Below are 19,896 nucleotides of genomic sequence, written 5' to 3'. Positions count from 1 at the left end.
GATGCCAACGCTAACGCTCCTCGACGGGCCGCTCGCCGGGCGTCCCATGCCACTTCCGGCCGGACCGCTCACCATCGGAAGTGGCGAGGCCGACATTGCGATGACGCTCGACAACGAAGCGAACGTCACCCTGCATGTCGAGGAAGATCGCGTCAGGTTGGTCTCGCACACTCCCGTCTGGGTCGACGGCATGCCGGTCATGGCGACTGACGACGCGTCCGACACCCGCCCACTTCCCCTGCACACCGTGATCGATCTTGCGGGCCTCGGCGTGTGGCTCAGCGACGACACCGAGCCGTTGCCCACGCCGCTCCCCAAGCGCCCCGCACGTCGTCTCCCTCCGTCCACGACGGCGGATGCCGCAGACGTTCCAGACGTTGCACCGTCAATCGACGCGAACAGACAGCGCCGCTCGCCTGCCGCCTGGCTGGCAATCTCGGGGCTGTCGCTGCTTATTGCTGGCGCGGGTGTCGCTATGTGGCGCACCGGAACCGCCAACGTCATCTCCCGTCCCCCGCAACCCGATGCCCTCCGGGCGCTGGCCACCCGCATCGCGCCCAATATCTCGCTCAATACTGCAGGTGACGCCGTGCGCCTGTCCGGCGGTTGTATCGACGACGACACACGCGCCCGCTTACGCGCCGAGGCGCGTTGGCTCGGCAAAGCGTTGAGCGACGACACCTGGTGCCCCGCGAATGCCGTACAGACGGTGAGCACGCTGCTGCGGTTGCATGGCTTCGGCAATGCACATGTCAACGTGGCCGCGGACGGTGCGCTGGTCGTCGGTGGCCCGCTCGTTGCCGATGCCCGGTGGCGCGCTGCGTCGGATGCGCTCGACACGCTCGCGTTGCCTCATGGATGGCGCGTGGCGAACGGCACCGCCCATGGTTTCGACCAGTTGGTGAAAACACTGCGCGAGTCAGGTCAACTGCGCGGTGTCGACATCTCGCGCGACCGCAACGGGTGGCGGATCACCGGTGCATTGTCTGTCGGACGGCAAGCGTCGCTCAAGGGCCTCGCCAACACGTGGAATCGTTCGGCCGACGCCATGCCGCTACGCATCGATCCGCTGCCGCCACCCATTCCAACGCTGGCCGAGACGGGCTTCTCCGCACCGCTCGTCAGCATTGGCGGTTCGCCAGGTGCACCGCAGCTTACGCTTGCCGACGGCACCCGTCTTGCGCAGGGCGTCCGCCTGCCTGGCGGCACGCGCATCGTTGCCATTCATGCCGACGGCGTGTCGATCGGTGCCTACGACCGCCTCTTTTACCTTCCCCTGACACCCGCTACTCCGGAGACCCACCATGACGATCCGTCTGACCCGCCTTGAAGACGCCCTAGCGGACTCCCCTGGCCCAGTGTCGCGCAACGTCGGGACGGCACTCGTTGCTGCGCGGGCAACGCTCGAAGGATCGCTTCGCATGCCGCTTACCCCTGCACAACACGCACAGACGCAATCGCTGATGCAAGCGGTTCGTGCCGCCGAGGCGATTCTCGAAAGCCTCGCACGTCGCTACAGCACATCGTATGGAAAATTGACCGCCGTCGATAGCGGCCATGGCGATCGGCGCAGTCACAACGCGCAGTCAATGCGATGACGCAGGTCGCGATGCACGATGGCGCGGCAGCAACATGCTCATAAGCGACAACGCGGTTCGCGCCACCAAAGTTATCGTCGACCTAACGTGGGAACCTTTGCCATCGCCCCCCGGTCGTGTGGCACGCATTTTCGATCTTCCGAATGATGTATGACGCCGGCACGGGGCGCGTCATCAATGCCGTTCCACTCTTCACGCTCACTTCCACGCCCATCATGCCCAGTTACGATTTAGCGCAAACTCTCGTCGAAGCCCTGAAGCTGATCGGTTGCGACCCCAGCAAGATCGACGCCGTCGACAACCATTCGCCCATCGAGCTGACGTTCAATGCTTCGCCGAGCATCATTGTGGAAACGCTGGACAATCAGGTGTGCAGCATTCATGCCGTGGTGGCGACAGACGAAGCCGCCCGGCTGCATCGGGCCAACAGCGAGCGGTTGCTTCAGTTTCTGATCGAGCCCGCTGAGTGGGCTGTCACCGGGCATGTTCAGTTGCGCGAACGCGATAACCGTCTGATTCTCCACGCGCAAGTCAAAGACGACGCCGCCGCAGAAGCGGAGCCGTTCGCCCAGGCGCTCACCGATTTCTACGACCGCATCAAGCTCTGTCGCGAGCATCTGCGCGCCTGACGGACGACTTCGATACGTCCGATATCCCCGCCTATCACCTTCCATCCCGCTTCGGCGCGTGCCTTATGCGCCGTCGGATGGACCTCCGCTCAAACGTCAGTGGTTCGTCGCATCGGCCTCGTGCGCAATTTCCGTTCGCCAGACACTCAGCGCTTCTTCGAGCGCTTCGCGTTGCGTCTCGTCCCGGAAACATCCGTCGTGCGCCGACTTGATGAGTTCGGAAAGCCCTCGCGCGAAGGCGTACCGGACGTTGACCGTCGTCAGGCCCAGATACGCAGCGCGTTGCGTCAGCCATTCGGCGCCCGCCCAAGGCTGATCGAGTAACGTCAGTGTCTCCGCGATCATGGTGTCGGTCGCAAACGCACGGCTTCCCGCGTCGCGCATCGCGCTCGCCGCGCGTTCGCACATCGATTCCAATGTGAGAAACAGCACTACGCGACGCAGATCGTCCACAACGGCCGACAACCGCTGAGAATCGGCGTCGGCTTTCTGCGCGCCCAACTCCAGACCGAGTGCCTGCATGAGAGCGCGAAGTCGCTCGCGTCGCTTTGAGAAGCGACGGCACTCTTCGAACCATTGTGTGAGCGAGCGTTGCGTTCCATTCGATTGACGAAACAGCGATTTGATCTGTTGCATCAGCGCCAGGTCAGGCGACTTCCCCTCGCCGCATTCAAGTGCCGCAAAGGCCTCGATGGCCCATGTGTCCGAGGCCGTCAGAGCGTCGAGCGCGCGCCGCAGTCGCGTGCGCGTTTGCGCATCGAGTCCGTTCTCGGCCAACCACGCAGCGACAACCAGTGCAGCGTGCCCGCCCGACAACTGCGCCTGCCGGATCAGTTGATGAGGATCGGGGACATACGGCAAATCGCGCAATTGGCCGCGCAATCGTTCGAACTGCGCACCGTTCACGCGAGCGAATCTTTGCATCTGCTGCTCGAACAACGCGCGCGCGCGTTGCTTGTCGTCGCGGACGTCTCGCTCGCCCGTGCGCCGAAAACGAACGCCCAGCGCGAAGCTCAGATTTTCCTGCGACTCCGAGAATGCGGCCTCCTCGTTCTGCGCGATGGTCGCTTCGATCAACGCCACATGACCCGGCACGTCCGCCAGTGTTGTGCGAGACGACAGACTGTCGGCTTCAAGCGCCTGCCATTCGCCCGTCGATATGCGCTCGAGCGCCTTGTTTTCCTGCGGCGTCCGAACGCTCGGATTGGCAGACGTGGGGAGACGCTCAACCATAAGCGACCTCCAGATTCGGCACCGCGCGCAAACGTTTGATGACCGCCGCCAGATCCGCATCGAGATCCAGACACACGGTGACCCACTCGCTTTCGATGCGCGCCTGACGGCCGGAAAGCGACGCATCCGGTGTGCACGCGAGCACGATGTCGGCATCGCGCAATGCGCCCGCGACAGCGGCGAGATGTGCCGTCGGCACACGCAGGACGAGGACGCCTTCGCGCACGAGGTCGGGCAGCGTTTGCCCAACACGATGCGCAAAGCGCTCACCGACGTCGAGTTTGCCGACGAAATTGGACAGCGCGCCCGTCATCGCATCGGCAACCCTGCGCTCCAGCGAACGAACGATCTCGCGCTCCATCGACGCCTCGTCGACAAGCCAGTCCACGGTCTGCGCGACGGCCGCTTGCCGCGCGGCTTCCGCCTGCGTCTCCGCCTCCTGCCTGGCTCGCGTCTGCGCCGCCTCCTCCCATGCATTGCGCTGCACTTCCGCGTCGTTTCGCGCCAGCTCGCGCTCCACTTGCGCAGCGTCGCGCTCGGCACGTGCCTCGTTCATCCAACGTGCCCGCTGACTGGCGTCGTCACGCAGTCTAACGATGACCTCGGCGGAAATCACCGGCCCCGCCGGAGCGGGGCCGTCAATCGTTTCGATGGGGGTCAATGCGTAGTCGATGACATACATAGCATTTTCTCCAGCGCCGCGAGTCGCGGCCAGATATCGTCCATGACCGGATCGCCGTCCACCGCCGCCGCTGTCATCCCCGGCGGTGGGAGCAAGATCCGCGCAGCCATGTGGACGGTGGCGACGTCGTCGATCATTGCGAAGGGATCGTCCGACGCGCCCGAAGTGCCCGGCGATGTGCGAGCGGCGCAGACAGCGTCAAGCTGCTTACCGGTCGTCGCCATCGCCACCGTCGCAAGCTCGTCCGCCTCAAACGCACAGTGCGACGGCCAGTCGTGCCGCGTCAGCAGCAGACGGTCACATTGCCACGCATCCAACCACGGCGAGAGCGCGCGACGAAATGTGCCGAGCAGCAGATAGTCGGGACAGCCCAGCACGCGCAAACCGTGGGCCAGCGCGACGCGGCGCAGATTCGGTACCAGATGCACCATGACCAGTGCAGCCTCGTTCCGAGGAAGCGTGCAGTCCGCTCGCCCGGCCACCGGCCATCCGCGTCGTTCGACCAATAGCCTGTCGACAGGTGGACGACACACCGCATGTCTGAGGTAAGAGGCACGCCACCCCGACATTCCGAACGCGCTCCACCATCCGGCATCCATATGCAACCCCGGTTGCCAGATCAGACGCGAGAGCCGGGCGCACGCCGTCACGTCGCTCTCGCCACGCGCTGCCGTAACCGGACGACCCATGCGCCCCGTCGACGCCAGGCCATCACCCCAGCCACGGCAAGCACCATCGCTGCCGTCACTAACATTCCCCACCCCAGCCACGGACGCCAGGGCATCTCGCCGCCCCCGTTCGCCGGCACTCCTGCCGCCTCGATGGCCGCCCGAGGCAAACGATAGTCCGCCGGTTGCAGCACGATGCTGATGCGCTCTGGCGATACCCCCGGCACGCTGTCGTGCACCAGGCTGCGAATGTCGGTCATGCGTTGCGTCATGTTGATTTCAGGGCTGTATTTCACGAAGACGGCCACCCCCGGCGGCAAGGTCGCACGTCCGGCCGAGTCCGTCGGCACTTGTGCAATCGACACCTCCGCCACCATCACGCCGTCGAGCGCCGCCAGCATGCGCTCCAGCCGCTGCTCCTTGAGAAAGATAAGTTTCGCCTGCTCCTGCACCGGCGAACTGACGAGTTGCCCCGGCGGAAACACATCCTCGACCGATGCCCGCTTCTGGCGCGGCAACCCATGCTGGCGAAGCACTTCGACGCCACGCACGAAATCGCTGCGTTCGATCCGGACGGTCATGCCCGTGGTGTCCGCGCGCTTGTCAGCCTGAAGTCCGGAGACCAACAGTAGCGCGAGCATCTGATTCGCTTCGGTCTCGCTCAATGCACGATGCAACTCGACTTTGCAGCCGACGAGCATCAGCAAGAGCAAGCCGACGAGCAGGATCCGCCCTGATGCGATGCCCGCAACGATCGGCAAGACGCCTTTCACAACACGACCGCAACGCGTCATTGCATGTGAACCAGCTTGTTGACGCCCTGCGTCATGGCACCGGCGGTTTTCGCGACAAACTCCAGCGCCAGTACCCGCTCGGTCATGTCGAGCTGAGTGGCCAGCAGACGCGCCGGATCGTCCAACGCTTGCGCGTCCAACGTCACGCGTTGCACCAGATATTCGGTGTCGCCCGCCAACTTGTTCGCCGCGCTCAGCAAGTGATGCTCGGGCAACGGCGCTGCGTTCGCCAATGCGAGATTGAATCGCGCTGCGTCGGCCTGCTCTGCGGTCGAGAATGGGGCAGGGAATGCGACAGACGGTTTTATCGACCCATCGACGGCCGACGTTTGCGCAACTGCCGCGGAAAGCGCAGGTGATGAGAGTGTCGTCATGGCAAAGGGAGGACTTCGGAAGAAGAAGGAGAAGAGGAAGCCAGAGGAGGAGATGACGTCGATGAGGCCACCGCGTCTAGCCAGTGCTGCAACACGCGCGCAGCGCCCACGCCTGACTCGTCTGTCTTGTCCACCTCGCATCCGGCTGTCAGACGCGCAAGGCAAGCGCGCGCTTGCACCGTGTCGCCCAGCGCGATGAGCAACGCAGCATGCAGACATTGACGCGCCTCAACCTCAGGCACGAGCAACGGTAGCGCACGCAGAATCGTCCGCGCTTCCGTCTCCAGCCCGTGATGCGCTCCGGCCAGCGCGAGTTCGACGATTTGCTGCCGGACCGAAGCGTCCAGCCACACCGCCGCGTCGTCATGGGATTCGGACGATGGCGTCATCATGCGATCTTGGCGATGATGCCCATCAACGTATCCTTGATGAGCTTAATGGCCGCACTGTGCAAGCCGACCGCCGTCGAGAACTGCTGCAAATTGAACTGCGCGTCGAGCATCTTACGGGGATCGTTGAAGTCCGGAGTCTGCACCGATTGGGTTGCCTTGTTCGACATCTCCCGTACGCTCTCCGACATGCTGCGGTGGATTTCCTCGACGTTCATAGCACGCCTGCATCGGTCACTGCGCCGTGTCCCGCGACGAGATCGGCGCGCATGGCAGCGTAGGCATCCGCGCGCGGCATCGCGACACGACGACCACCCCGCTGAGGCGGCGTACCCAGACGAATCTCCGTCGGCGCGCAATCGAAGCGCTTGCGGAACGTATCGGTGAAGTGCGCGTGATTGGTGAAGCCGCACTCCAGCGCAATGTCGAGCACCTTGTGACGCGTGGAAAGGAGCAGGTCGCGCGCGAGTCGCAGTCGGCGTTCGAGCAACCATTGCTTGGCGGGCATGCCGTAAGTCTGCTGAAACAGATACCGGAATTTCCTCAGCGGCATGCCGAACTCCTCGGCCAGACGCCCCACCGGCCAGGGCCGATGGAAATTCGCTTCGACGAAGTCGAACAGCGAGTGACTGCCTGCAATCGTCTGGCGCAACATCGCGGAAAAGTAGCGCTGATCGCGGCACAGACAGTAGACATAAAAGAAGCGCAGCATCGCCATGCGGTCGACGTTTTGCAACGTCATCGCCACATCGACCATGCTGGGTTCGAGGATCAGCGTGCGCGCCGCTTGTCGGTGGAACACGCCGAGCGGGCGGCGGTCGAGCAGATCGACGACGTCCGGATACAGCGCCTGCAAATCGCACGCATGAAAATCGTGAGACACCACTGGCCCTGGGGCATCGATCGTCGCATCCGAACTGGTCGCGGTCATGCTGCCCGCAGGCAACGTGTGCACAAGACCGTTCACAATGAGTTTGACGTCGTGGCGGCTGATCAGAAATCGCACCGTACTCATAGGCTCCTCCTCTGACGACAATCCGTCGGCGGGATGACAAAGTCGAAGGCCACACGATAGGCGAGTACGCGCGCGAGCATCATCCGGTGGAGACCTTAATGTGAGTCGCCACGCCCGGCATTTTTGGCTTTTGGGAAGAAAACTATCGAGAAGCATAAAAAAACCCGACGCCACCACGCGTCGGGTTTGTTTTTCAGCGACCGCTTCGGATCGCTTTAGCGCGATATCGTCAGGCCACCGCCGCCGGCGAGAAACTGTCGGCGCGCGCCATCGGCCAGTACTTCTCGTACAACTGATAGCGGAACTGACCGCGCAATAAATCGCCCGGCTCCAGATACTTCAGCGATTCGGACATGAGACGAATCTCATTGGACGACACACGCTTGACGATGTGATGTGCGCGCAGATCCGACGGATGCGCCAACCCTGCGGCCTGAATCAATTCCTGCAACGCGTGCAACGTCTGCGCGTGGAACTGATGCACACGCTGCGCCTTGTCCGGCACTACGAGCGCCCGTTGACGCAACGTATCCTGCGTGGCCACACCGGTAGGACAGCGGTCCGTGTGGCACTTCTGCGATTGAATGCAGCCGATGGCGAACATAAAGCCGCGCGCCGAATTGCACCAGTCGGCGCCAATGGCGAGCGTGCGTGCAATGTCGAACGCCGTCACGATCTTGCCCGACGCGCCAATGCGGATCTTGTCACGCAACCCCGCGCCCACGAGCGTGTTGTGAACCAGCAGCAACCCTTCCTGCAACGGCGCGCCCACGTGGTCGGTGAACTCCAGCGGTGCAGCACCGGTGCCACCTTCGGAGCCGTCCACCACGATGAAGTCGGGGAGGATGCCGCTCTCGAGCATCGCCTTCACGATGCCGAAGAATTCCCACGGGTGACCGATGCAAAGCTTGAAACCCGTCGGTTTGCCGCCCGAGAGCGTGCGCAGCCGGTCGACGAATTGCAGCAGCCCCAGCGGCGTCGAAAACTCGCTGTGGCGCGACGGCGAGATGCAGTCCTGCCCCATCGGCACGCCGCGCGTTGCGGAGATCTCCGGTGTGATCTTCGCGGCGGGCAGCACGCCGCCGTGGCCCGGCTTCGCACCTTGCGAGAGCTTCACCTCGATCATCTTCACCTGCGGCGTGGTGGCCTGCGCGGTGAACTTCTCGGCGTTGAACGTGCCGTCGTCGTTGCGGCACCCGAAGTACCCCGACGCCACTTCCCAGATCAGATCACCGCCCTGTTCGCGATGATGCGGCGAGATCGAACCTTCGCCCGTGTCGTGGATGAAGTTGCCCAGTTTGGCCCCACGATTGAGCGCGCGGATAGCGTTGGCGGACAACGCGCCGAAGCTCATCGCCGAGACGTTGAAGATCGAGGCCGAATACGGCTGCGCGCGATCCGCACCGATGGTGATGCGAAAGTCGTGATTCTTCAGGACGGTCGGCGCCAGCGAGTGGGCAATCCACTCGTAGCCGGTCGCCCTGACGTCCAGCTCCGTGCCGAACGGTCGGCTGTCGACGTCACCCTTGGCGCGCTGATAGACGATGCTGCGCTGAGCGCGCGAGAACGGTGTCTCGGAGGTGTCGTCCTCCACGAAGTACTGACGGATTTCCGGCCGGATGAACTCGAACAGAAACCGGAAATGTCCCCACAGCGGGTAGTTGCGCAGTACGGCGTGACGCTGCTGAACGACGTCCCAGACCCCGAGGACGACCAACGCAGCAAACGGTATGGGCCAGAGCGGATTCCATCCGTCGACGAGCACCAGCACGAGCGTCGCAACGAGCAACGCCACGGCGATCCAGAGAGCCAGAAATCGGCGCGAAAACATGAAACCTCCTAGGCTTTTGCGGGGGGAGCAGCAAGACGGTCGCCGGCACGCTGCCGGGTGTCCCCCCGGCGAGCGCCGGCGGCTTCAATGCGTATTGAGGATGATGTGTTTCGATGCTGCGGACTTGCCGCCTGCGTCAGCCGCCGCGTCCGTTGCTGCGACGGCAGGCATCGTGGACGCGATGATGCCGCCGCCCAGACACACCTCGCCGTCGTACAGCACGGCGGACTGACCTGGCGTCACGGCCCATTGAGCGTCCGAGAACGACAGCGTGAGCCCGCCGGCGTCGGCGCGCACGACTTCGCAGGCAGCGTCTGCCTGACGGTAGCGGGTCTTCGCACCGCAGCGCGTGCCTTCGGCCGGTGCAACGCCTGCGACCCACGAGAGGTCCTCGGCATCGAGCGTGCCCGAGAGCAGCCACGGGTGGTCGTGTCCCTGAACGACATACAGCGTGTTGCTGGCCATGTCCTTACGTGCGACGAACCACGGCTCGCCCGAACCGTCGCGGCTGCCGCCCAGACCGATCCCCTTGCGCTGGCCCAGCGTATAGAACGCCAGCCCCACGTGCTCGCCGACGGTCGTGCCGTCCGGTGTCTTCATCGGCCCCGGCTTGGTCGGCAGATAGCGATTGAGGAAGTCGCGGAACGGACGCTCCCCGATGAAGCAGATTCCCGTCGAATCCTTCTTCTTCGCGTTCGGCAGGCCGATCTGCGCGGCGATCTCGCGAACCTTCGTCTTCGGCATTTCGCCGAGCGGGAACATCGTGCGCGAGAGCTGCTGCTGGTTCAGACGGTGCAGGAAGTAGCTCTGATCCTTGGTGTGATCGAACGCCTTGAGCAGTTCGAAGCGCCCTTCGCGCTCACGCACGCGGGCGTAGTGGCCGGTGGCGATGGTCTCGCCGCCCAGCGCCACGGCGTGATCGAGAAACGCCTTGAACTTGATCTCGGCGTTGCACAGCACGTCCGGGTTCGGTGTGCGTCCGGCCGAGTATTCGCGCAGGAATTCCGCAAAGACGCGGTCCTTGTACTCCGCGGCGAAGTTCACCGCTTCGACGTCGATGCCGATCAGATCGGCGACCGACACCACGTCGATCCAGTCCTGCCGGGTCGAACAGTATTCGCTGTCGTCATCGTCTTCCCAATTCTTCATGAACAGACCGACGACGTCGTAGCCTTGTTGTTTGAGCAGCCACGCCGTGACCGACGAATCGACGCCGCCCGACATGCCCACTACTACGCGTTTTTGACTCATGTGTTGCCTTGCCCGCCGGTCAGTGCCGGATGGGTCTGAAGTATGCCGAGGTCGTACCGGACGCCTCGCAGGTAATCGTCCATGCACTGCTCGAGGATGGGCGAGCGGTGCCGTGCCCGCTGCGCGCGCACCTCGTCCGGCGTGAGCCAGAGCGTGCCGACGATGCCGTCGTCGAGCGTGCGCGTCGCGTCGAATTCACCCAACGTGCCGCTGAAGGTGAAACGCAGGTAGGCGATGTCGTCGGGTCCCGGCGCGAGATAGATGCCGAGCAGATGCTGCGGCTCGAACGTATGTGCGGTCTCTTCCAGCACCTCACGGCGCACGGCATCGAGGATCGACTCGCCCGGCTCCAGATGACCGGCCGGTTGGTTAATCAGCAGACCGGCACGCTTTTGCTCTTCGACAAACAGAAAACGGCCGTCTCGTTCGACGACCGCAGCAACCGTCACGTTGGGCTTCCAGCGTGCATTCATGGCACATCCTAGCGGGACGCGGGGACAGGAGACCCCGATAAAAGCGACATTTTACCGTCTGACGGGGTTTGGCGCTGAAGACGGGGCCGTTTCAAGACCGACCGTCCGGTCGGCGAGTCCCGTGCAGATCCCGTCACATTCATTACCGATAGTTAGTATTGATATGCCATTCCATGCAATAGGCGCATTTGTAATCTTCGGGTAAGCTTCGAGCACCAGCAAAGTGCAATGTGCAGTTGCAGTACCGCATCACCGGTTTTTGCAGTAGTTCGAACGCAGTGGTTTGTGCAGGACTAATGTCATCAGCGGCGAAACAGGTAACGCGTCTGCCTCGGCAGCGTACGCGCTGCGGCTCCTTGGTTTTTGGCCGCTGATGAGATCAGTTCACAAACCCAAGGAGATACGCAATGAAAATCGGCATTCCCGCCGAAACGCTTTCCGGCGAATCCCGTGTCGCGGCTACGCCCGAGACGGTGAAGAAGCTGGTCGCGTCAGGACACCAGATCGTGATCGGCCGCAGCGCTGGAGACGCTGCCAGCGTGCCCGACGCCGCCTTTGAGGCGGCCGGGGCCACCCTCGGCAGCGCCGCCGACGCGCTCGGCGCAGAACTCGTCCTCAAGGTACGCGCCCCCTCCCCCGAAGAACTTGCCCAGATGTCGCGCGGCAGCGTGGTCGTCGGCATGCTCAATCCCTTCGACGCGGAGAACAATGCGCGTATGGCCGCCGCTGGCGTCACTGCCTTCGCGCTCGAAGCTGCGCCGCGCACCACGCGCGCGCAAAGCATGGACGTCCTCTCCTCGCAGGCCAACATCGCTGGCTACAAGGCCGTGATGCTCGCTGCGAACCTCTATCAACGCTTCATGCCGATGCTGATGACGGCCGCCGGTACGGTGAAGGCTGCACGTCTGGTCGTGCTCGGCGCGGGTGTCGCGGGCCTGCAAGCTATTGCGACGGCCAAGCGTCTGGGCGCGGTGATCGAAGCATCGGACGTGCGTCCGGCGGTGCGTGAGCAAATCGAATCGCTCGGCGCGAAGTTCATCGATGTGCCGTTCGAGACCGACGAAGAACGCGAGATCGCCAAGGGTGTGGGCGGTTACGCTCGCCCGATGCCTGCGGCATGGCTCGCGCGTCAGGCGCAACTGGTACACACGCGTCTGACGCAGGCCGACATCGTCATCTCCACCGCCCTGATTCCGGGCCGTGCCGCGCCGACGCTCATTAGCGAAGACACCGTCAAAGCCATGAAGCCCGGCTCGGTGATCATCGACCTGGCGGCCGGGCGCGGTGCGAACGGTGGTGGCAACTGCCCGCTGTCGGTGGCCGACGAAGTCGTCAAAGTCCACGGCGTCACCATCGCGGGCTACACCAACCTCGCCGGTATGGTCGCTGCCGATGCCTCCGCACTCTACGCACGCAACGTGCTCGACTTCCTGAAGCTGGTGATCGACAAGGAGGGCAAGCTCGTGATCGACACGAACGACGACATCGTCGCCGCCTGTCTGATGTGCCGCGACGGTCAGGTGCTGCGCGCCGCCTAAGGAAAAACGAAGGGGAATGTTATGGAAATGATTAATCACACGGTGATCAATCTGATCATCTTCGTGCTGGCGGTGTACGTCGGCTATCACGTGGTGTGGAACGTCACACCGGCGCTGCACACGCCGCTCATGGCCGTGACGAACGCGATTTCGGCCATCGTAATCGTGGGTGCGATGCTCGCCGCCGGTCTCACCGAAGGCAATCTCGGCAAGACGATGGGTGTGGTGGCGGTGGCGCTTGCAGCGGTGAACGTGTTCGGGGGCTTCCTCGTCACCCAGCGAATGCTGGAGATGTTCAAGAAGAAAGATAAGCCGGTTAAGACGGCTGGGGCGATCGAGGGGGACAAGCAATGAGCATGAATCTCGTCACGCTGCTGTATCTGGTCGCGTCGATCTGTTTCATTCAGGCGCTCAAGGGCCTGTCGAATCCGAAGATGGCGCGACGCGGCAACGCATTCGGCATGATCGGTATGGCGATTGCGGCTGTTACCACGATTGCGCTGATTTACGAGTTGCGACGCCTGATGGGCGGCAACTACTCGGGTCTCGCGCTGATCCTCGCAGGTCTTGTGGTCGGCGGCGGCATCGGTGCCTTCGTCGCCCGTAAGGTCGAGATGACGAAGATGCCGGAACTCGTGGCCGCCATGCACTCGCTGATCGGTCTGGCGGCGGTGTGCATCGCTGTTGCGGCCGTCGCGGAGCCTGCGGCATTCGGTATCGTGCCTGCGGGCGAAACCCTCCTGCCGCCGGGCAACCGGATCGAACTGTTCATCGGCACGTTCGTCGGGGCGATCACGTTCTCGGGGTCGGTCATCGCGTTCGGCAAGCTCTCGGGCAAGTACAAGTTCCGTCTGTTCCAGGGCGCGCCGGTGCAGTTCGCCGGACAGCACACGATCAACCTGCTGCTCGCCATCGCGATGCTCGGCTTCGGCGTCATTTTCTTCCTGTCGCAAAGCTGGCTGCCGTTCATTCTGATGACGGCCATCGCGTTCGTGCTCGGCGTGCTCATCATCATCCCGATTGGCGGTGCAGACATGCCGGTCGTGGTCTCGATGCTGAACTCGTACTCGGGCTGGGCGGCCGCGGGCATCGGCTTCTCGCTGAACAATCCGATGCTGATCATCGCGGGTTCGCTGGTCGGTTCGTCCGGCGCGATTCTGTCGTACATCATGTGCCGCGCGATGAACCGCTCGTTCTTCAACGTGATTCTCGGTGGCTTCGGCGCAACGCCGGGCACGAGCGCGGCGGGTGGCGAACAGCAGCAGCGTCCGGTGAAATCGGGTTCGCCCGACGACGCCGCGTTCCTCATGAGCAACGCCGAATCGCTGGTGATCGTGCCGGGTTACGGTCTGGCGGTCGCCCGGGCGCAGCACGCGCTCAAGGAACTGACCGACAAGCTCTCGGAGAAAGGCGTGAACGTACGCTACGCGATTCATCCGGTCGCGGGCCGCATGCCGGGTCACATGAACGTGCTGCTGGCCGAAGCCGAGGTGCCGTACGATCAGGTGCTGGAAATGGACGAGATCAACGGCGAATTCGGTCAGACGGACGTGGTGCTCGTACTCGGCGCGAACGACGTGGTGAACCCTGCCGCGAAGAACGACCCGGGCTCGCCGATTGCGGGTATGCCGATCATCGAGGCATACAAGGCCAAGACGATCATCGTCAACAAGCGTTCGATGGCCGCCGGTTATGCCGGGCTCGATAACGAACTCTTCTATCTCGACAAGACCATGATGGTCTTCGGCGACGCGAAGAAGGTGATCGAGGAGATGGTGAAAGCGGTCGAGTAAGCCGGACCCTTTCGCTGGATCTTTGCGCGGGGCTGCACGCCAACATCGGGTGCAGCCCCGCGCTACAATGCGCGCTCGATCCACGCATTAGCGCGCCACCGCGCGCGAAAGAGTCCCGCATCATGACGCTAGGCATCGTCGCCGCCCTTCACGAAGAAATCGCCGATCTGCTCGCGGAGATGGCCCCCGGGGCACACGTCGAACACATCGGCATGCGCGACTATCACGTGGGCAAGCTACACGGTCACGACTGCGTCATCGTGCTCGCGCGCATCGGCAAAGTGGCGGCAGCTGCCACGACGGCTGCGCTGATCCATCGCTTCGACGTGCGGGAAATCGTCTTCACCGGCGTGGCCGGGGGACTCGCGCACGGCTTGTCGGTGGGCGACGTCGTCATCGCCGACACGCTCACGCAGCACGACATGGACGCGAGCCCCCTCTTCCCCCGCTTCGAAATCCCGCTGCTCGGGCGCGCTGCGTTCGATGCAGAAGCCTCACTGCGCGATGCCCTCGCTCAGGCTGCGCGCGACTGGCTTGCCGACGAGATGGCCGCGCAGGTGAGCGCCGAACTGCGCACTGAGCTGCGGATGTCCGCGCCGCGCGTGCACGTCGGGCAAATCGCCAGCGGCGACCGCTTCGTCTCCAGCGCCAACGAAGTCACGCTGTTGCGCGGCACGCTGCCGCAAGCCCTTGCCGTCGAGATGGAAGGGGCGGCGGTCGCGCAGGTCTGCCACGAGTACGGCATTCCGTTCGCCGTCATGCGCACGCTTTCCGACGCGGCCGATGACACCGCACACGTCGACTTTTCGCGCTTTCTGCGCGAGGTCGCGAGTCACTATTCTCACGGCATCCTTCGCCGCTTCCTGAGCGCGCGTGCCGCACCGTCCGCCTAAACACACCGAACCATCGCTACCCAACCCCGTTTGGACATTCCGGCGGGCGATCTCGACATCCCGCATCGGCCTCCTTCCAGACAATGTCGCCTTGTCCATTGTCCGGAGGAGACACCCAATGAACGTAGACGGTCATCGCGCGCTATCTGCGCCACCCACGTCCTCAGCGCAGACTGGCCATCCAAGCACCCCTGCCCTCGAACCGTTCTACCGCGCGCTCAGTTGGACGGACGTCGTCAACATCCGGGCGCTCAACCCAAAATGCAATCCGACGAAGGCTGCCGTGATGCGCGCCGCCGAACACCCCGACAGCACGTTCGGACGCGAGATCGAGGCGTGCATCGGCAAGACGGTCGTCGGAGAGCCTGCCCGCACGGCGGAGCAAGTCATCGCGCTTCGTCGGCTGGCTGTTCTGGAAGATCACGAGGTCACACTGGATGCCCTCAGAGATACGGGATTGCCCGCGGACATTGCCGTCGATCTGCTGCGTCGTCTGCTCCCGCGCCGCACCGGCTGGACACTCTACGAGCGCATCGCCGGCACGCCGAACCTCGAAACATGGGCGCAGTCGGTGTTCGTGCGCGATCCGGAAACGCATGTCGCCGACGACATCCTGACCCTGCGGATTCTGCAAGCCTTCGGACACGATATCGCCGTGCCCTGGTCGTTCGACACGACCAACAAGTGGGTGTATTTCTACAGTGCGGGCGCCAACCCGACCAGCGTGCTCTCGCGGATGATCGACATCGCAACACTGGATCGTCCCTGGTGCTACGCGACGCGCGACGTCTGCCGCAAGGCCTATCAGGCCATCGCGTACTGCCATTACGGCGCTGGCGGGCAGATCTGGCCGCACTGGGAAGCCACGCACGACGTGTGGCAGATTCATCCGGACCCGCGCGAACTCGGGATCGTCGACGACATCCTGAGTCACAACGCCGTCACTTGCGACACCGAACGGTGGCTCAGGGACGTCACCGTCGTCGGTGTGCTGGATGTGCGGGACTATTCGCCACGCACCGGCCCCGATTACGAGAGTGACCTGTCCGATCCGGAAAACGTGACATGCGATCCCCGGCGCAGCCGTATCGCGCCGAGCGATCTGCGCGAACGTCGCGCGGTGCTCACGGCTGTCGCCGCCCAGCGACGCGCCGCACAGCGCGCTGCCTTGCCGCCACCACCGGAACCTCCGTTGCAACCGCCGAGCGAGCGCCCCCGCTCCGCGCCGCCTGCGACCTATCTCGCAGAGGCGGACGACAGCCGCGACGGTAACGCAGGCTAACGCTGCTGTGCGCACAAAGCAAAAGACCGGCCACTGGCCGGTCTTTTTCATGACGCAGAACGTCGAGGCGCTAACGCTTACTCAGCCGTGTCGCGCCCACCTTCCGTCTTGCCCTCACCCTCGCCTGCGCGCTTGCGCACGGAGCCAGCGATCAGATCGAAGCGGAACAAGCGGCATTCCAGCGCACCGTTGTACAGCGGCGTACGACGCGATTCACGCAGGCGCATCTGCCCAGGCAGGCTCATGTCGGCCGTGAGCAGAAACGCGCTCCAGCCGGTGAAGCGTTGCTTGAGCGCATCGCCGAAGGCACGGAAGAACTCGGCGTCGACGCCGTCCGGCTGGTTGCGTTGGAAGCCACCGCGATTGCCTTGCACGTCCGGCGAATAACCGTCGTCGGCGTCGCGCGGGGCACGGCGGCCGCGCACTTCGATACGTTCGCCGTACGGCGGATTGGCGACGATGATCCCCGGACGATCTACCGGCGGCGACATATCGCGCGCGTCCACCTGCTTGAGACCGATGTCGCCCACACCGGCACGCTCCAGATTGGCGCGCGACTTGACCAGCATGTCGCCGGAAATGTCGCTACCGAAGATGCTCTCGGGCACGCCGCGCACGCGGGCGTCGCGCTGCGCTTCGTCCGCCTGCACCTTGAGCGCCTGCCAGGCGGTGATGTCGTAGCCCTTGAGCTTCTCGAAGCCGAAGCGGCGTCCCGCACCGGCCGGGACACCCAGCGCGATCTGCGCGGCTTCCGCGAGGAACGTGCCGCTGCCGCACATCGGGTCGTACAGGACCATGTCGGCGGCCGTATCGGTGCGCCAGCCGGCCAGTCGCAGAATGCCCGCCGCGAGGTTTTCGCGCAGGGGCGCTGCGCCCTTGTCCAGACGCCAGCCGCGCTTGAACAGCGGCTCGCCGGAGGTATCGAGATAGAGCGTGGCGTCGGTCGCCGTCAGGAAGGCGAACACGCGCACGTCGGGCTGCATGGTGTCGATGTTCGGACGCGCACCGGTCTTCTCGCGCAGACGGTCGCACACGGCGTCCTTCACACGCAATGTGACGAATTCGAGGCTGCGCACCGGTGCCTTGATACCGGTGACGTCCACCCGCAGCGTCTGCTGATAGCCGAACCAGTCTTCCCAGCGCTGACGCAGGGCAAATTCGTAGATGTCCTGTTCGGTGCGGTAGCCCTGCTGCGCGACGCGCAGCAGCACACGGCTCGCGATGCGCGAATGCAGGTTGGCTGCCATGCCTGCGGCCCACGGACCGGCGAAGTGCACACCACCGGGCACCTGTTTGCCCACCGAAATCGGGGCGAGACGCCCCAGTTCTGCCAGTTCGGCGGCAAGCGCCTCTTCCAGTCCACGGGGACAGGGCGCGAAGAATTCGAAGGAAGCCATGTGGGTGCGTGCGACCGGCGCGCGAAGCGCCGGCGGAGGGAATAAACCGCTATTGTACGCGCGCCGAACCGGCGGACGTCAGCGGCACGCCGCCGGGGCAGGCGGCAAGCTTGTGAAGCAAGGTTTCGACGATGGCGTCGGGGGAATCGCAGATGTCGACGATCAGCGCATCGCGCGGTTCTTCCAGCGTATTGAACTGGCTTTGCAGCAACGCCGGATCGAAGAAATGGCCCGAGCGCGACGCCAGACGCTCCCCGATCACCTCGGGCGCGCCCTTCAGGTAGACGAACACGACGTCGCCGTCGTGCTCGCCGAGCACGTCGCGATACCGTGCGCGCAGCGCCGAACACGCGAACACGTGATGACGCCCCGCCACCCGGCGTGCAACGATGGCTTCGCGAATCGCCGCCAGCCACGGCGCGCGGTCGGTGTCGTTAAGCGCTTCGCCGCGACGCATTTTCTCGATGTTCGCGGGGCTGTGAAACGAATCTGCGTCGGAAAACCCGCAGCCCAGCCGGTCGGCAAGCATTTGCCCAACCGTGCTCTTGCCGCTGCCCGATACGCCCATTACCACGACGATCATGGCTCGTCTCCTTGTTCCGTGCCGACCTGTGCCAGCGTGTTACCCGTAATGCTCGCGCCGCTCTGCGCGTGTTCACTGCCCGAGCGGCGCGCTTACCCGTTACAGCGATATTGCCGATTACACCACCGCAGCCAGACCCAGCGTGAGCAGCAGCGCGACAACCGAAATGATCGTCTCGCACACCGTCCACGTCTTGAAGGTCTGCGGCACGGTCATGTTGAAGTATTCCTTAACCAGCCAGAAACCGCCGTCGTTCACGTGCGACAGGATCAGCGACCCTGCGCCCGTAGCCAGCACCATCAGTTCCGGCTTGACCGTCGAACCGGCAGCCATGGCAATCGGGGCGACGATACCGCAGGCGGTCGTCATAGCCACCGTGGCCGAACCCGTCGCAATACGGATCAGCACCGCCACCAGCCAGCCGAGCAGCAGCGGCGAGAGATGGGCGTTGTTCGCGACGTCGACAATCGCCTTCGACACGCCGCTGTCCATCAGGATACGCCCGAAACCGCCACCAGCCCCCACCACCAGGGTGATCGTGGCAATCGGGGCCAGACATTCGTTGGTGAACTTCAGAATCTGATCGCGATTGAAGCCGCGTTGCTTGCCGAACGTGAAGAAACTCACGAGCGTGGCGATGAGCAGCGCCATCACCGAGTTGCCGATCAGGCGCAGGAAGTCGTTCGCGAACGTCTTAGGTGCGAAGAACAGGTCGGCCCAGCTACCGATGAGCATCAGAATGACCGGCAGCAGAATCGTGAACAGCGTGATGCCGAAGCCCGGCAGCTTGTCCATCGGACGGTCGGCTTCGACGAACTGGGCGAGCAGCGGGTTATCCGGATTGGGCACCACGTGACGCGCCATCAGCTTGGCGAAGAGCGGACCGGCAATCGCAGCCGTCGGAATACCGACGATCAGCGCGTACATGATCGTGTGACCGATGTCCGCGTTGTAGGCGGTCACCGCCAGCAGCGCCGCCGGGTGCGGCGGGATCAGGCCGTGCACGACCGACAGACCGGCGACCATCGGGATGCCCACGAGCACCATCGACGTGCCGGTGCGCTTGGCGACGTTGAACGCAATCGGAATCAGCAGCACGAAACCGACTTCGAAGAACACCGGCAGACCGACGATGAACGCGATCACGACCATCGCCCAGTGCACGTTCTTCTCACCGAAGAAACCGATGAGCGTACGCGCAATGCGCTCCGCACCGCCCGACTCGGCCATCATCTTGCCGAGCATCGTGCCAAGCCCCACCACGAGCGCAATGTGACCCAGCGTGTTGCCCACGCCCGTCTCGAATGCCTTGACGATACCGCCCATCGGCATGCCTACCGCCAGCCCGAGCACGAGCGAGACGACGATCAGCGTGATGAACGGATTCAGTTTGAAACGCGCGATCAGCAGAATCAGCGCGATTACCGCGATAAGCGCGTATACCAGCAGCAAGTTGCCTTGCACCGCGACCAT

22 protein-coding genes are annotated in these 19,896 nt (G+C 63.9%); 8 read left to right on the top strand and 14 right to left on the bottom strand.

Annotation, left to right across the window (positions count from 1 at the left end):
* The first annotated feature begins 1 nt into the window (after position 1).
* From sctD to NTU39_RS05020, 3 genes are all read left to right on the top strand, one after another.
* Positions 2 to 1,330 carry a type III secretion system inner membrane ring subunit SctD gene (gene sctD, locus NTU39_RS05030; protein ID WP_150666762.1) on the top strand — a complete coding sequence of 443 codons (1,329 nt, stop codon included), beginning with the start codon at positions 2 to 4 and terminating at the stop codon, positions 1,328 to 1,330.
* Positions 1,305 to 1,598 carry an EscE/YscE/SsaE family type III secretion system needle protein co-chaperone gene (locus NTU39_RS05025; RefSeq protein ID WP_257959350.1) on the top strand — a complete coding sequence of 98 codons (294 nt, stop codon included), beginning with the start codon at positions 1,305 to 1,307 and terminating at the stop codon, positions 1,596 to 1,598. Before sctD ends, NTU39_RS05025 begins: the two co-directional genes overlap by 26 nt.
* A gap of 143 nt (positions 1,599 to 1,741) precedes the next feature.
* On the top strand, positions 1,742 to 2,227 hold the full coding sequence (locus tag NTU39_RS05020; protein ID WP_150666764.1) for an InvB/SpaK family type III secretion system chaperone: 486 nt from the start codon (positions 1,742 to 1,744) through the stop codon (positions 2,225 to 2,227).
* 96 nt (positions 2,228 to 2,323) lie between these two features.
* Here NTU39_RS05020 and NTU39_RS05015 read toward each other — a convergent pair whose 3' ends face one another.
* The 11 genes from NTU39_RS05015 to NTU39_RS04965 all read right to left on the bottom strand — a co-directional run bounded on the left by NTU39_RS05015 (position 2,324) and on the right by NTU39_RS04965 (position 10,937).
* Positions 2,324 to 3,460: a TyeA family type III secretion system gatekeeper subunit gene (locus NTU39_RS05015; protein WP_257959349.1), complete on the bottom strand. Its 1,137-nt coding sequence runs from the start codon at positions 3,458 to 3,460 to the stop codon at positions 2,324 to 2,326.
* Entirely contained in the window at positions 3,453 to 4,142 is a 690-nt protein-coding gene (locus tag NTU39_RS05010; protein ID WP_174985209.1) for a hypothetical protein, read from the bottom strand. The genes NTU39_RS05015 and NTU39_RS05010 overlap by 8 nt, the downstream gene beginning before the upstream one ends.
* Positions 4,118 to 4,831, bottom strand: coding sequence for a type III secretion system domain-containing protein (locus tag NTU39_RS05005; protein WP_257959348.1), 714 nt, complete (start codon positions 4,829 to 4,831; stop codon positions 4,118 to 4,120). Before NTU39_RS05005 ends, NTU39_RS05010 begins: the two co-directional genes overlap by 25 nt.
* On the bottom strand, positions 4,789 to 5,571 hold the full coding sequence (gene sctJ / locus NTU39_RS05000; protein ID WP_246184778.1) for a type III secretion system inner membrane ring lipoprotein SctJ: 783 nt from the start codon (positions 5,569 to 5,571) through the stop codon (positions 4,789 to 4,791). Before sctJ ends, NTU39_RS05005 begins: the two co-directional genes overlap by 43 nt.
* Before the next feature lie 29 nt (positions 5,572 to 5,600).
* The gene (gene sctI, locus NTU39_RS04995) at positions 5,601 to 5,978 is read right to left on the bottom strand and encodes a type III secretion system inner rod subunit SctI (RefSeq protein ID WP_257959347.1); all 378 of its coding nucleotides are present in this window, start codon (positions 5,976 to 5,978) and stop codon (positions 5,601 to 5,603) included.
* Positions 5,975 to 6,370, bottom strand: coding sequence for a DUF1039 domain-containing protein (locus tag NTU39_RS04990; RefSeq protein ID WP_257959346.1), 396 nt, complete (start codon positions 6,368 to 6,370; stop codon positions 5,975 to 5,977). Before NTU39_RS04990 ends, sctI begins: the two co-directional genes overlap by 4 nt.
* Positions 6,367 to 6,585, bottom strand: coding sequence for a type III secretion system needle filament subunit SctF (gene sctF, locus NTU39_RS04985; RefSeq protein ID WP_150666768.1), 219 nt, complete (start codon positions 6,583 to 6,585; stop codon positions 6,367 to 6,369). The genes NTU39_RS04990 and sctF overlap by 4 nt, the downstream gene beginning before the upstream one ends.
* Positions 6,582 to 7,382 carry a helix-turn-helix transcriptional regulator gene (locus NTU39_RS04980; protein WP_246179464.1) on the bottom strand — a complete coding sequence of 267 codons (801 nt, stop codon included), beginning with the start codon at positions 7,380 to 7,382 and terminating at the stop codon, positions 6,582 to 6,584. The genes sctF and NTU39_RS04980 overlap by 4 nt, the downstream gene beginning before the upstream one ends.
* 229 nt (positions 7,383 to 7,611) lie before the next feature.
* Positions 7,612 to 9,213 carry an FMN-binding glutamate synthase family protein gene (locus tag NTU39_RS04975; RefSeq protein WP_150666769.1) on the bottom strand — a complete coding sequence of 534 codons (1,602 nt, stop codon included), beginning with the start codon at positions 9,211 to 9,213 and terminating at the stop codon, positions 7,612 to 7,614.
* A gap of 84 nt (positions 9,214 to 9,297) precedes the next feature.
* A complete protein-coding gene (gene mnmA, locus NTU39_RS04970; protein ID WP_257959345.1) occupies positions 9,298 to 10,464 on the bottom strand; it encodes a tRNA 2-thiouridine(34) synthase MnmA in 1,167 nt (388 codons plus the stop codon).
* Positions 10,461 to 10,937: an NUDIX hydrolase gene (locus NTU39_RS04965; RefSeq protein ID WP_150666771.1), complete on the bottom strand. Its 477-nt coding sequence runs from the start codon at positions 10,935 to 10,937 to the stop codon at positions 10,461 to 10,463. The genes mnmA and NTU39_RS04965 overlap by 4 nt, the downstream gene beginning before the upstream one ends.
* A 407-nt stretch (positions 10,938 to 11,344) precedes the next feature.
* Here NTU39_RS04965 and NTU39_RS04960 point away from each other — a divergent pair, with 407 nt between their 5' ends.
* From NTU39_RS04960 to NTU39_RS04940, 5 genes are all read left to right on the top strand, one after another.
* Positions 11,345 to 12,475, top strand: a complete 1,131-nt coding sequence (locus NTU39_RS04960; protein ID WP_150666772.1) for a Re/Si-specific NAD(P)(+) transhydrogenase subunit alpha — start codon at positions 11,345 to 11,347, stop codon at positions 12,473 to 12,475.
* A gap of 21 nt (positions 12,476 to 12,496) precedes the next feature.
* Positions 12,497 to 12,829 (top strand): NAD(P) transhydrogenase subunit alpha part 2, encoded by a 333-nt coding sequence (locus NTU39_RS04955; RefSeq protein WP_150666773.1) that lies wholly within the window; start codon positions 12,497 to 12,499, stop codon positions 12,827 to 12,829.
* Positions 12,826 to 14,268, top strand: a complete 1,443-nt coding sequence (locus NTU39_RS04950; RefSeq protein WP_150666774.1) for an NAD(P)(+) transhydrogenase (Re/Si-specific) subunit beta — start codon at positions 12,826 to 12,828, stop codon at positions 14,266 to 14,268. Before NTU39_RS04955 ends, NTU39_RS04950 begins: the two co-directional genes overlap by 4 nt.
* Before the next feature lie 122 nt (positions 14,269 to 14,390).
* A complete protein-coding gene (locus tag NTU39_RS04945) occupies positions 14,391 to 15,161 on the top strand; it encodes a 5'-methylthioadenosine/adenosylhomocysteine nucleosidase (protein ID WP_257959344.1) in 771 nt (256 codons plus the stop codon).
* A 118-nt stretch (positions 15,162 to 15,279) separates the two neighbouring features.
* The gene (locus tag NTU39_RS04940; protein WP_257959343.1) at positions 15,280 to 16,443 is read left to right on the top strand and encodes a hypothetical protein; all 1,164 of its coding nucleotides are present in this window, start codon (positions 15,280 to 15,282) and stop codon (positions 16,441 to 16,443) included.
* Between the two features lie 77 nt (positions 16,444 to 16,520).
* Here the strand turns inward: NTU39_RS04940 and NTU39_RS04935 are convergent, their stop codons facing one another.
* The 3 genes from NTU39_RS04935 to NTU39_RS04925 all read right to left on the bottom strand — a co-directional run bounded on the left by NTU39_RS04935 (position 16,521) and on the right by NTU39_RS04925 (position 19,896).
* Positions 16,521 to 17,840, bottom strand: coding sequence for a THUMP domain-containing class I SAM-dependent RNA methyltransferase (locus NTU39_RS04935; protein WP_257959342.1), 1,320 nt, complete (start codon positions 17,838 to 17,840; stop codon positions 16,521 to 16,523).
* A 49-nt stretch (positions 17,841 to 17,889) separates the two neighbouring features.
* Positions 17,890 to 18,423, bottom strand: coding sequence for a gluconokinase (locus NTU39_RS04930; RefSeq protein ID WP_150666778.1), 534 nt, complete (start codon positions 18,421 to 18,423; stop codon positions 17,890 to 17,892).
* A 117-nt stretch (positions 18,424 to 18,540) separates the two neighbouring features.
* Positions 18,541 to 19,896, bottom strand: a complete 1,356-nt coding sequence (locus NTU39_RS04925) for a GntP family permease (protein ID WP_150575673.1) — start codon at positions 19,894 to 19,896, stop codon at positions 18,541 to 18,543.

Origin of the sequence: Pandoraea commovens, from assembly GCF_024704525.1 — a bacterium.
Lineage (GTDB): Bacteria > Pseudomonadota > Gammaproteobacteria > Burkholderiales > Burkholderiaceae > Pandoraea > Pandoraea commovens.
This window is presented reverse-complemented; position numbering and strand designations above follow the sequence as displayed.

Coding starts and splice junctions, on each gene's coding strand:
- sctD (WP_150666762.1), top strand. CDS start 2: ATGCCAACGCTAACGCTCCTCGACGGGCCGCTCGCCGGGCGTCCCATG.
- NTU39_RS05025 (WP_257959350.1), top strand. CDS start 1,305: ATGACGATCCGTCTGACCCGCCTTGAAGACGCCCTAGCGGACTCCCCT.
- NTU39_RS05020 (WP_150666764.1), top strand. CDS start 1,742: ATGATGTATGACGCCGGCACGGGGCGCGTCATCAATGCCGTTCCACTC.
- NTU39_RS05015 (WP_257959349.1), bottom strand. CDS start 3,460: ATGGTTGAGCGTCTCCCCACGTCTGCCAATCCGAGCGTTCGGACGCCG.
- NTU39_RS05010 (WP_174985209.1), bottom strand. CDS start 4,142: ATGTATGTCATCGACTACGCATTGACCCCCATCGAAACGATTGACGGC.
- NTU39_RS05005 (WP_257959348.1), bottom strand. CDS start 4,831: ATGGGTCGTCCGGTTACGGCAGCGCGTGGCGAGAGCGACGTGACGGCG.
- sctI (WP_257959347.1), bottom strand. CDS start 5,978: ATGACGACACTCTCATCACCTGCGCTTTCCGCGGCAGTTGCGCAAACG.
- NTU39_RS04990 (WP_257959346.1), bottom strand. CDS start 6,370: ATGATGACGCCATCGTCCGAATCCCATGACGACGCGGCGGTGTGGCTG.
- sctF (WP_150666768.1), bottom strand. CDS start 6,585: ATGAACGTCGAGGAAATCCACCGCAGCATGTCGGAGAGCGTACGGGAG.
- NTU39_RS04980 (WP_246179464.1), bottom strand. CDS start 7,382: ATGAGTACGGTGCGATTTCTGATCAGCCGCCACGACGTCAAACTCATT.
- NTU39_RS04975 (WP_150666769.1), bottom strand. CDS start 9,213: ATGTTTTCGCGCCGATTTCTGGCTCTCTGGATCGCCGTGGCGTTGCTC.
- mnmA (WP_257959345.1), bottom strand. CDS start 10,464: ATGAGTCAAAAACGCGTAGTAGTGGGCATGTCGGGCGGCGTCGATTCG.
- NTU39_RS04965 (WP_150666771.1), bottom strand. CDS start 10,937: ATGAATGCACGCTGGAAGCCCAACGTGACGGTTGCTGCGGTCGTCGAA.
- NTU39_RS04960 (WP_150666772.1), top strand. CDS start 11,345: ATGAAAATCGGCATTCCCGCCGAAACGCTTTCCGGCGAATCCCGTGTC.
- NTU39_RS04955 (WP_150666773.1), top strand. CDS start 12,497: ATGGAAATGATTAATCACACGGTGATCAATCTGATCATCTTCGTGCTG.
- NTU39_RS04950 (WP_150666774.1), top strand. CDS start 12,826: ATGAGCATGAATCTCGTCACGCTGCTGTATCTGGTCGCGTCGATCTGT.
- NTU39_RS04945 (WP_257959344.1), top strand. CDS start 14,391: ATGACGCTAGGCATCGTCGCCGCCCTTCACGAAGAAATCGCCGATCTG.
- NTU39_RS04940 (WP_257959343.1), top strand. CDS start 15,280: ATGAACGTAGACGGTCATCGCGCGCTATCTGCGCCACCCACGTCCTCA.
- NTU39_RS04935 (WP_257959342.1), bottom strand. CDS start 17,840: ATGGCTTCCTTCGAATTCTTCGCGCCCTGTCCCCGTGGACTGGAAGAG.
- NTU39_RS04930 (WP_150666778.1), bottom strand. CDS start 18,423: ATGATCGTCGTGGTAATGGGCGTATCGGGCAGCGGCAAGAGCACGGTT.
- NTU39_RS04925 (WP_150575673.1), bottom strand. CDS start 19,896: ATGGTCGCGGTGCAAGGCAACTTGCTGCTGGTATACGCGCTTATCGCG.